7 protein-coding genes are annotated in these 10,651 nt (G+C 74.5%); 4 read left to right on the forward strand and 3 right to left on the reverse strand.

Annotated features, from left to right (window positions below; all coding sequences use genetic code 11):
* Positions 1-94: 94 nt before the first annotated feature.
* Together UO65_RS07300 and UO65_RS07305 are read right to left on the reverse strand one after the other, a co-directional pair.
* Positions 95-862 (reverse strand): IclR family transcriptional regulator, encoded by a 768-nt coding sequence (locus tag UO65_RS07300; RefSeq protein ID WP_035279971.1) that lies wholly within the window; start codon positions 860-862, stop codon positions 95-97.
* A 113-nt stretch (positions 863-975) separates the two neighbouring features.
* A complete protein-coding gene (locus UO65_RS07305) occupies positions 976-1,932 on the reverse strand; it encodes an alpha/beta hydrolase (RefSeq protein ID WP_152552007.1) in 957 nt (318 codons plus the stop codon).
* Positions 1,933-2,168: 236 nt separating this feature from the next.
* On the opposite strand from UO65_RS07305, the gene glpK reads away from it, so the two are divergent.
* From glpK to UO65_RS07320, 3 genes are read left to right on the forward strand one after another with little or no spacing between them, the layout of a single operon-like run.
* Positions 2,169-3,686: a glycerol kinase GlpK gene (gene glpK, locus UO65_RS07310; RefSeq protein WP_035279922.1), complete on the forward strand. Its 1,518-nt coding sequence runs from the start codon at positions 2,169-2,171 to the stop codon at positions 3,684-3,686.
* Positions 3,679-5,607, forward strand: coding sequence for an alpha/beta hydrolase family protein (locus UO65_RS07315; RefSeq protein WP_161784438.1), 1,929 nt, complete (start codon positions 3,679-3,681; stop codon positions 5,605-5,607). The genes glpK and UO65_RS07315 overlap by 8 nt, the downstream gene beginning before the upstream one ends.
* A 45-nt stretch (positions 5,608-5,652) precedes the next feature.
* Positions 5,653-7,887, forward strand: coding sequence for an ATP-binding protein (locus UO65_RS07320; RefSeq protein ID WP_035279923.1), 2,235 nt, complete (start codon positions 5,653-5,655; stop codon positions 7,885-7,887).
* A 10-nt stretch (positions 7,888-7,897) separates the two neighbouring features.
* Here the strand turns inward: UO65_RS07320 and UO65_RS07325 are convergent, their stop codons facing one another.
* Positions 7,898-8,680: an IclR family transcriptional regulator gene (locus tag UO65_RS07325; protein ID WP_035279924.1), complete on the reverse strand. Its 783-nt coding sequence runs from the start codon at positions 8,678-8,680 to the stop codon at positions 7,898-7,900.
* Positions 8,681-8,766: 86 nt separating this feature from the next.
* Between UO65_RS07325 and UO65_RS07330 the strand changes: the two genes are divergently transcribed.
* Positions 8,767-10,443 (forward strand): glycerol-3-phosphate dehydrogenase/oxidase, encoded by a 1,677-nt coding sequence (locus UO65_RS07330; protein WP_035279925.1) that lies wholly within the window; start codon positions 8,767-8,769, stop codon positions 10,441-10,443.
* Positions 10,444-10,651: the final 208 nt, after the last annotated feature.

The following is a 10,651-nucleotide window of genomic DNA, read 5'->3' on the forward strand; positions in this document are numbered from 1 at the left end:
GGGCGCTGGGTCGTCATGCGCTCAAGGCGCCACGGGTGGGCGCAGCATGCACACGGGCTCATGCGACCTGCCCGGCCCAGCCCGGGAGCGGGGCTCACCAGGAGCGGGCGCCGAGGTTGCGGGAGACGGATCGGGCGGCGTCGCGGACGGTGGCGATGAGGTCGGGGCGGGGGGTGCGGTCCGGGGCGCAGACGCGTTCGATGGCGCCGGAGATGCCGATGGCGCCGACGACCACTCCCCGGTCGTCGTGGATGGGGGCGGCGATGCCTGCTTCGCCGGGGACCAGTTCTTCGACGTCGGCGGACCAGTTCTGGGTGCGGACGCGCTTGAGGTCCTGGAGGACGGCTCGGCGGGTGGTGTGGGTGTGCGGGGTGACCGGGGTCAGTTCCAGGTCGTCGAGGATGGCGTCGCCTTCCAGGGCGAAGGCGAGGAGGACCTTGCCGAGGGCGCTGGCGTGCGGGGGCAGGAGGGCGCCGACCTCCAGGACCTGGAGGCTGTCGTCCGGGCGGAAGACGTGGTGCACGACCAGGACCTTGCCCTCGTGCAGGGAGCCGATGCGCACGCTCTCACCGGAGCGGGTGGCCAGGGAGTCCGACCAGTTGAGCGCGCGGGTGCGCAGTTCGTTGAGGTCCAGGTAGCTGTTGCCCAGGTGCAGCAGGGTGGCGCCGAGCCGGTACTTGCCGCCGGAGCGGTCCTGTTCGACGAAACCCACGTGCTGCAACGTGCGCAGGATGCCGTGCACGGTGCCCTTGGGCAGCTTCATGGCCTGCGCGAGTTCGACCACGCCGAGCCTGCGGGAGCCGGAGGCCAGCAACCGCAGGATGGCGGCGGCGCGCTCGACGGACTGGATTCTCTCTGGCACGCGCACACCATACCCGGCACCACGTTCGACGATACCGAACGACACAGCCGATCAAGCGCGATCCCGGCGGGCTGCCCGCCCCGCGAAACCCGGCGGCAGGCGGCAACCGCCGGTCACCGCCCGGCAGCCGCCTCGGCGAAGGCCGTGCCGACGGCTTCCAGCGCGGCGGGGAGGCCGGAGGTCCAGTAGTCCCACTCGTGCGCGCCCTCCCGCGCCATGAACCGGTGTGGCACCGCCTTCGCCGTCAGCGCCAGGTGCAGGTCGGCGTTGCCCTCGAAGAAACCGTCGTACGAGCCGCAGTCCAGGAAGTACGCGGTGCGCGACAGCGCCTCGGCGGGGGTGCGGGTGATCGTGTCGAGCAGGTTCCACTGCCGGTAGCGGTCGTTCAGCCGAGCCTGCCCGACCAGGCCGGCGCCCCACGCCCTGGCGTAGCGCCAGTCGAATTCCGCCTGCGGCAGCGCGGTGATCTGCGCATCCGTGCGGTGTCCGACGCTGAGGCCGAAGGCCGCGCTGAACAGGCCGGGGTTGCCGAACGCGAAGGACAGCGCCCCGAAGCCGCCCATGGACTCGCCGCCGATGGCCCGGCGGGCGGGCGAGCCGCCCGCGCCGTGCCGCGCCTCCACCCCGGGCAGCAGTTCGCGCACCACCATCTCCGCGTACCGGAAGGACCCGTCGGCGTCGTCCATGTAGTACGTCTGCGCCTGTTCGGTGAGGGGTCGGGTCGGGTCGCGGCGGGCGTCGGGCATCACCACGACCGTCGGGGGGAGGGTGCCCGAGGCGATGGCGCGGTCGGCGATCGGGCCGAGACCCAGGCCCGGCCACTCGGTGTCGTCGCCGATCAGGCCGTGCAGCAGGTACAGCACCGGGTGGCGCCTGCCGGGGCGGTGGCCGGGGGGCAGGTAGAGGGAGTAGCGGACGTCCTGGCCCAGGATGCGGCTGCGCAGCCGCAGTCCCTCCTCGACCCGACCCGCGGGCACCGGACGCGCCGGGGTCGCCGTCGCGGCGGTGGACCCCAGCAGGGTCGTCGCCACGGCGGTGGTGGTCGTGGCCAGCATCGCTCGTCGGTTCACCGAGGCCTCCGCGTGGGGTGGGGATGACGGCGACGGTAGCGAATTCGGCCATGCCGAACAAGCAGCCGAATGGGTCGGCGATGTCGAACCCGGCCGCACGACCGCGAGTACGTAGAAACCTACGTATTCCTGCGGATACCCCCGCTCCGGGGACGCGCACAGACTGGCCGCGACCCCCGGGGCGGCTCGACGCGGAGCCGGAGACCGTCCCGTCCCGACCCCGGAAAGGGACACCCGTGAGCGATCCCCGGTACGTCGCCGCCATCGACCAGGGCACCACGTCGAGCCGGTGCATCGTCTTCGACGGCCGGGGCGGCATCGTGTCGCTGGCCCAGCGCGAGCACCGGCAGATCTTCCCCCGCCCCGGCTGGGTGGAGCACGACGCGGCCGAGATCTGGTCCACCGTGGAGCAGGTGGTGCTGGAGGCGCTGGAGGACGCGGGCCTGGCGCCGGGCGACCTGGCCGCCGTGGGCATCACCAACCAGCGCGAGACGACCGTGGTGTGGGACCGGACCACCGGCCGCCCGGTGCACAACGCCATCACCTGGCAGGACACCCGCACCGCCGACCTGGTGTCCGAGCTGGCGGGCGCGGAGGGACCGGACCGGTTCCGGGACCGCTGCGGCCTGCCGCTGGCCACCTACTTCTCCGGTCCCAAGCTGGTGTGGCTGCTGCGCGAGGTGCCCGGCCTGGCCGAGCGGGCGGCCCGCGGCGAGGTGCTGTTCGGCACCGTCGACAGTTGGCTGATCTGGAACCTGACCGGCGGGGTGGACGGCGGGGTGCACGTCACCGACGTGACCAACGCCAGCCGCACCATGCTGATGGACCTCACCAAGCTCCAGTGGGACCAGGACACCCTCGACACCATGGGCGTCCCGGCGGCGGTGCTGCCGGAGATCAAACCCTCCTCGCACGTCTACGGCACCGCCCGGGGCGCGCTGGCGGGCGTGCCGGTGGCGGCGGCGCTGGGTGATCAGCACGCGGCGCTGTTCGGGCAGACCGCGTTCGACCGCGGCGACGTCAAGAGCACCTACGGCACCGGCAGCTTCCTCGTCCTCAACACCGGGGACACGCTGGTCCGCTCGGAGAACGGGCTGCTGACCACGGTCGCCTACCAGCTCGACGGCGTGCCCGCGACCTACGCGCTGGAGGGGTCGATCGCGGTGACCGGCGCGCTGGTGCAGTGGTTCCGCGACCGGCTGGGCCTGATCCACTCGGCGGCGGAGATCGAGACGCTGGCCAACACCGTGGCCGACAGCGGCGGCTGCTACATCGTGCCCGCGTTCTCCGGGCTGTTCGCCCCGCACTGGCGCGGCGAGGCCCGGGGGGTGATCACCGGGCTGACCGGCTACGTCGGCCGCGGCCACCTGGCCCGCGCGGCGCTGGAGGCCACCGCGTGGCAGACCAGGGAGGTGGTCGACGCGATGCGCGCGGACACCGGCATCGCGCTCACCGGCCTGCGGGTCGACGGCGGCATGACCGCCAACAACACCCTGATGCAACTGCTGGCCGACGCGCTGGCGGTCCCGGTGGCCCGCCCGACCGTGGCGGAGACGACCTGCCTGGGCGCGGCGTACGCGGCGGGGCTGGCGGTCGGCTACTGGCCCGACCTGGACAGCCTGCGCGGCAACTGGCACAAGGCCGCCGAGTGGACCCCCGGCCTGGACGCCGACCTGCGCGAGCGGCGGTTCCGCAAGTGGCGCAAGGCCGTCGAGCGCAGCCTGGACTGGATGGACGAGGATGACCTTGACTAGGAAGACATCGACCAGGACAACACCGTCGACCGAACACTCCCCCGCAGCGAGCCGGGCACCGGTCAGGCGGATCAGCCTGCTGTTCGTCGTCGGCTTGGCGCTGGTGCTGGTCGGCGGCGCGTTCGCCGCGGTGGTCAACACCGACTTCGGCCGGGTCAGCGTGACCGACACCCGGTTCACCGGTGAGGGCGGGCAGTCGCTCGGCGGGCTGCTCTACGTGCCGGACGGCGTCACCGCCGATTCCCCGGCGCCCGCCGTGCTCGCGGTGCACGGCTACGTCAACTCGCGGGAGACGATGTCCCCGGTCTCCGTCGAACTGGCCCGGCGCGGGTACGTGGTGCTGGAGCTGGACCAGGCCGGGCACGGCACGTCGGCGGCCCCCGCGTTCGCGCACGGCTACGGCGGCCCGGCCGCGCTGCGCCACCTGCGCTCCCTGGACTTCGTCGACCGCGACAACGTCGGGCTGGTCGGGCACTCCATGGGCGGTTGGACGGTGTTGCAGGCCGCGGCGGCCGTGCCCGACGGCTACCGGTCGCTGGTGCTGATGTCGTCGGCGCCGTTCCCCGCCGGTCCGTCGACCGGGGGCGGTGCGGCGGCCACCCCGAAGGGGACGACGACGTTCCCGCGCAACACCGCCGTGGTCGTGTCCACGGTGGAGGAGTTCTCCGGCTCGATGTGGCAGTCGGCCAACCCTGTCGACATCAACGGCGCACCGAACATGGAGTCGCTGTTCGGCACGGACTCACCGGTCCGCGAGGGCACCGTCTACGGCGACGTGGGCGCCGGGACCGGGCGGGTGCTGCACCGGCCGTCCACTGTGCACGCCGGGGTCACCCACGACCCGGCCGCCGTGGGGCACGTGGTGGACTGGTTCGGCCGGACGCTGACCGGGGCGGGCTCGGCGGGCGGGCAGGTCTGGTGGCTCAAGGAGCTGGGCACGCTCGTGGCCATGGTCGGCGGCGTGCTGTCGGTCTTCGGCGTCGCCAAGACCCTGGCCCGGCGACCGGAGCGGCCCGCGGTCCCGGCCGCCACCGGGCGCGGCTGGTGGGTGGCGGCGCTCGCGGCGACGGCCATCCCGGCGATCACGTTCATCCCGGTGATGAAGTACGCGCCGAAGCTGTTTCCCCCCGGCGCCTGGTTCAGCCAGAGCGTGTCCAACTGGGTGTTGGCCTGGGCGCTGCTGAACGCGGTGATCACCGCCGTGGCGCTGGTCCCGTGGCTGGTGCGCGGGTGGGTGCCGCTGTCCGGGGTGCTGCCCGGGTCGTGGCGGGCGGCGGGGCGGGCGGTCGGGCTCGGAGCCGCGGCCGTGGGCACGATGCTCGGGCTGGTGTTGGCGTCGGACCTGCTGTTCAAGACCGACTTCCGGTTCTGGGTGCTGGCGTTCCGCGCGCCGACCGCCCCGCAACTGGTCACCGCGTTCTGCTACGCGCTGCCGCTGCTGGTGTTCTTCGTGGTCTTCTCCACGCTGCTCAACACCCAGTTGCGGGTGGGCGGGCGGCGCGGGTACTGGGCGGCGGCGCTGGTCCCGTCGGTGGGGCTGGCGGTGCTGGTGCTGGTGCAGTACTCGCGGTTCCCGTTCGGCGGGGAGCTGGTGTTCCCCGGCTACCAGTTGCACACGATCGTCGCCTACCAGGTGGTGGTGCTGCTGGCGGTGGCCGGGGTGCTGTGCGTGGCGCTGTTCCGGTGGACCGGGAGCGTGCTGCCCGGTGCTGTCGCCTCGGCGCTGTTGGCCGCGTGGTGCATGACCGCGGGGACGGCGACGCAGGCCGCGGTGGGTGAGTGGGGGCCGGTGCCCTGGGCGGTCCGGTTGGTCCTGCCGTTGCTGGCGGGGGTGGTGCTGCTCGTGGTCGCGGTCCGGTCGCGGCGCGGTGTGACCGGTTCGGACAGCACCTCGGGTGGTTCGGGGAGCGTTCCCGCCTGAGCGGTGGCCGTCCCGGGCCCACCGGGACGGCTACCATCGGGCGGCGTGGCACCGGATGAGGCTGCGCCGCCCCTGGCGAACACCAGTTTCGTCGGGCGCGGCCGGGAGGACGCGCGGGTCCGGGACGCGCTCGGCACCGGCAGGCTGACCACGCTCACCGGCCCCGGTGGTGTCGGCAAGACCAGGCTGGCCGGGCACGTGCTGGCCGGGTACCCCGGTGCGGCGGTGTTCGTCGGGCTGGCCGAGTTGCGCGATCCCGGGCTGCTGCCGAACCTGGTCGCCGATCGGTTGGGGCTGCACCACCGGCCGGGGGAAGCGGTCGAGGACACCGTGCTGGACCACCTTCGCGGGCGGGAGCTGCTGCTGGTCCTGGACAACTGCGAACACCTCGTCGAGGCGTGCGCGCGGTTCGCGCAGCGGGTCCTGGACAGGTGCCCGGGGGTGGTGGTGCTGGCCACCAGCAGGCAGTCGTTGGGGGTGGGTGGGGAGCGGGTGCTGCCGGTGCCGCCGTTGGCCGTGCCCGAACGGGGGACGGTGCTCGCGGAGGCGGCCGGGTACGACGCGGTGGTGTTGTTCGTCGACCGGGTGCGGGCGGTCGTGCCGTCGTTCCGGTTGACCCCGGGCAACGTGGACGACGTGGTGCGGCTGTGCGCGCACCTGGACGGGGTGCCGCTGGCCGTGGAGTTGGCGGCGGCGCGGGTGCGGGCGCTGTCGCCGGGGCAGATCGCCGATCGGTTGGTGGCGGGCGGGTCGCCGTTGGGCAGTGGGCCGCGCACGGCTCCCGAGCGCCAGCGGACCCTGCGCGCCACCCTCGACTGGAGCCACGGGCTGTGCACGGCGGCGGAGCGGGCGGTGTGGCGGCGGCTGTCGGTGTTCGCGGGTTCCTTCGAGCTGGGGGCCGCCGAGTACGTGTGCGCCGGACCCGGGGTGGGCGCGGACGACGTGCTCGGGTTGGTGGACGCCCTGCTGGACAAGTCGGTGCTGGTGCGCGACGACCGGCCGGGTGCGCCGACGGCCCGCTACCGGGTGCTGGAGGTGCTGCGCGAGTACGGGCAGGAGCGGTTGCGCGAGGCCGGGGAGCTGACCGAGGTGTCCCGCCGCCACCGGGACGCCTTCGACCGGCTCACCGCCGAGGCCGACGCCGCCTGGCTCGGCCCGGACCAGGTGCGGTGGGCGGACCGGCTGCACCGCGAGCAGGCCAACCTGCGCGCGGCCCTGCACTGGTCGCTGACCGAGGCAGGGGAGGCCGGGGTGGCCCTGGCCATGGCCGCCCGGGTCGACGAGCACTGGACGCTGCACGGCCGCAACGCCGAGGCGCGGATGTGGCTCGACCGCGCCCTGGCGGCGGCGCCCGCCCACCCCGCCCGGGCCAAGGCGCTCAGCGTCAGCGCCCTGTACGCGCTCTGGCAGTACGACGTCCCGGTCGCCTCTGCCCGCCTCGACGAGGCCGAGGGCATCGCCGACGCGCCGGGACGCGCCCACGTCACCTACGTCCGGGCGCTCGGGGCGATGCTGCGGCGGGACTTCGCGGGCGCGGCCGACCTGGCCCGGCGGGCCGCCCGCGACGCCCCCGCCCGGCACCGACCGCACCCGCGCTGGATTCACGGCGTGTGCACCGCCGTCCTCGGTGACCTCGACACCGCGCGCACCCTGCTCGCCGACCTGGCCGCCGACGTGGTCGACCCGTACTACCTGGCCATGGCCCACTACGGCCAGGCGGTGGTCGAGGTCCTCTACGGCGACGCGGGCACCGCCGCCCGCGCGGCCAGGGCCGGGATCGCGGCGGACCTGCTGCTGGGCAACCGGTTCGGCACCGCCCACCAGGTGGAGGCCCTGGCCTGGGTGCACGCCCGCCAGGGCGAGCACGCCCACGCGGGCCTGCTCTTCGGCGCCGCCGCCACGCTGTGGGAGGCGGTGGGCACCTCCCCGGAACAGGCGGGCTCACTGGCCGTGCCGCACTTCGACCACTGGGCGATGGCCCGCGACGGGCTCGGCCACGACCGGTTCGACCAGGCGGTGGCCACCGGTCGGGCCCTGTCCTTCGAGCAGGCGGTGCGCTGCGCGCTGGCCCCCGCCCCGACCCGCGACCGCTCCGGGCTGACGCGCCGGGAGCACGAGATCGCGGTGCTGGTGGCCGAGGGGCTGTCCAACCGGGACATCGCGGCGAAGCTGGTGATGTCCCCGCGCACGGCGGAGACGCACGTGCAGCACGTCCTGACCAAGCTGGGCTTCACCCGGCGCACCCAGATCGCCGCCTGGATCGCCGCCCGCGACCGGTGACCGGGCCAGGTCACCACCGGCCCGAGGGGAACCCGGTGAAGCCCAGGGTGCGGGAGATGGCGCGCGCCGAGTCGCGGACCGCGGAGACCAGGGCGGCGTGCGGTGTCCCGTCGGGGGCGCACACCCGCTCGACCGCACCGCACAGGCCGACCGCGCCGACGACCGCGCCGCGGTCGTCGCGGACGGGGGCGGCGACGCCCGCCTCGCCGTCGACCAGTTCGCCGACGTCGGTGGCCCAGCCGCGGGCGCGCACCCGTTCCAGGTCGGCGGTGAGGTCGGCGCGGGTGGTGCGGGTGCGCGGGGTGCAGCGGGGCAGCGGCAGCTCGTCCAGGGCCGGGGCGCCGCGCAGGTCGAAGGCGAGCAGGACCTTGCCGAGGGCGCAGGCGTGGGCGGGCAGCAGGGCGCCGACCTCCAGCACCTGGAGGCTGTCGTCGGGGCGGAAGACGTGGTGCACGACCAGCACCCGGCCCTCGTGCGGGGCTCCGATGCGGACGCTCTCCCGCGTCCGGGAGGCCAGGGAGTCGGCCCGGTTGAGGGCGCGGGTGCGCAGTTCGTTGCCGTCGAGGTAGCTGGTGCCCAGGTGCAGCAGGGTGGCGCCGAGGCGGTACTCGCCACCCGCGCGGTCCTGCTCGACGAACCCCACGTGCTGCAACGCCTGGAGAATCCCGTGGACCGTCCCCTTGGGCAACCGCAGCGCGCGGGCCACCTCGCCGACGGCCAGCCCGCGCGGCCCCGCGGCCAGCAGCCGCAGGACCGCAGCCGCCCGCTCGACCGACTGGATTCTCCCTGGCATCCACCCTCCCCTTGCCGGTACCGTGTTCGACATTGTCATACTGGGTTCAGTCAAGCCGATCCGCGCCCGTACGTCGAGGAGCCGCCATGCGTCCCGCACCCCTCTCCCCCGAGGCCAGGACCCGCGCGCTGCGCGAACTCGCCGCCGCCCCCGGGCTGGACGTCCTCGTGGTCGGCGGCGGGGTGGTGGGGGCGGGCGCGGCGCTGGACGCCGCCACCCGCGGCCTGCGCACCGGCCTGGTCGAGGCAGACGACTGGGCGGCGGGCACCTCCAGCCGGGCCAGCAAGCTCATCCACGGCGGCCTGCGCTACCTGGAGATGCTCGACTTCGGCCTGGTGCGCGAAGCGCTGCGCGAGCGCGGCCTGCTGCTCACCCGCCTGGCCCCGCACCTGGTGCGGCCGGTCCCGTTCCTCTACCCGCTGACCCACCGCGGCTGGGAGCGCCCGTACGTCGGCGCAGGCATCCTGCTCTACGACGCGATGGCCGCGGGCCACCCCGGCACCCCGCGCCACCGGCACCTGACCCGCCGCGGCGCGCTCGCCGCGGCCCCCGGGCTCTCCCCGGACGCCCTGGTCGGCGCCGTGCGCTACTGGGACGCCCAGGTCGACGACGCCCGGCACACCCTGGCGCTGGTGCGCACCGCCGCCGCCCACGGCGCGCTGGCGGTGAACCGGGCGCGGGTCGTGGACTACCTGCGCGACGGCGAACGCGTCGTCGGCGCCGTGGTGGTGGACGGGGAGACCGGGGAGCGCACCGAGGTCCGGGCCAAGCGGGTGATCAGCGCGACCGGGGTGTGGAGCGAGGAGACGCAGGCCCTCGCCGCCGCGAGCAGCGTGCGGGTCCGGGCGTCGAAGGGGGTGCACCTGCTGGTGCCGCGCGAGCGCATCGACTCCACCAGCGGGCTGATCCTGCGCACGGACAAGAGCGTGCTGTTCGTGATCCCGTGGGGCAGGCAGTGGATCGTCGGCACCACCGACACCCCATGGGACCTGGACAAGGAACACCCCGCTGCCAGCGCGGCCGACGTGGCGTACCTGCTGGAGCGGGTCAACCGGGTCCTGGTCGACCCGCTGACCCCCGACGACGTCGAAGGCGTCTACGCCGGGCTGCGCCCACTGCTGGCGGGCAGCGACGAGCGGACGGCGAAGCTGTCGCGCGAACACGTGGTGGGCACCCCCGTCCCGGGGTTGACGGTGGTCGCGGGCGGGAAGTACACGACCTACCGGGTGATGGCCGCCGACGCGGTGGACGAGGCGGTGCGCGGGCTCGGGTTGGTGCCCGCGTCGGTCACCGCCGAGGTGCCGCTGCTCGGGGCGGACGGCCATGCCGGGCTGTGGAACCGGCGGGACGCCGTGGCGCGCGAGCACGGGTTGACCGTCGAGCAGGTGGAACGCCTGCTGGGCAGGCACGGTTCGTTGATCGGCGAGGTGCTGGAACTGATCGCGGCCGACCCGGCGCTCGCCGAACCCCTGCCGAGCAGCGACGCGTACCTGCGGGCTGAGCTGGTGTACGCCGCTGCGGCGGAGGGGGCGCGGGATGTGGGTGACGTGCTCGCCCGCCGGGTGCGGGTGGCCATCGAGTCGGCTGACCGGGGGGTGGACTCCGCGCAGCTCACCGCGCACCTGATCGCCCCGGTGCTCGGCTGGGACGCGAATCGGGCTGCCGCCGAGGCCGAGGCGTACCGGGCGGGGGTGCGCGCCGAGCGCAAGGCGCAGGAGCAGCCCGACGACGAGTCCGCCGCGGCGGCGTTGCAGTCGGCCTGAGGCTTGGCCCTGGGGGCGGCCGGTCCGAGTCCTGGAAGCCCGGTCTTTGCGTGGGTGTGCGTCCGGGTGGGTGTGCTCGGCCGTGCACCGTTTTTAGGGCCCGGTCGTTTGGTGGTGGTGCCTGGGTGGATGTGCTCAGCTTTCGAGCCCGGTCGTTTGTGGGTGTGCCCGGCTGGGTGGATGTGTTTGGCCGGGGCCCCTATGGCGA

Source organism: Actinokineospora spheciospongiae (genome assembly GCF_000564855.1).
Classification (GTDB): Bacteria; Actinomycetota; Actinomycetes; order Mycobacteriales; family Pseudonocardiaceae; genus Actinokineospora; species Actinokineospora spheciospongiae.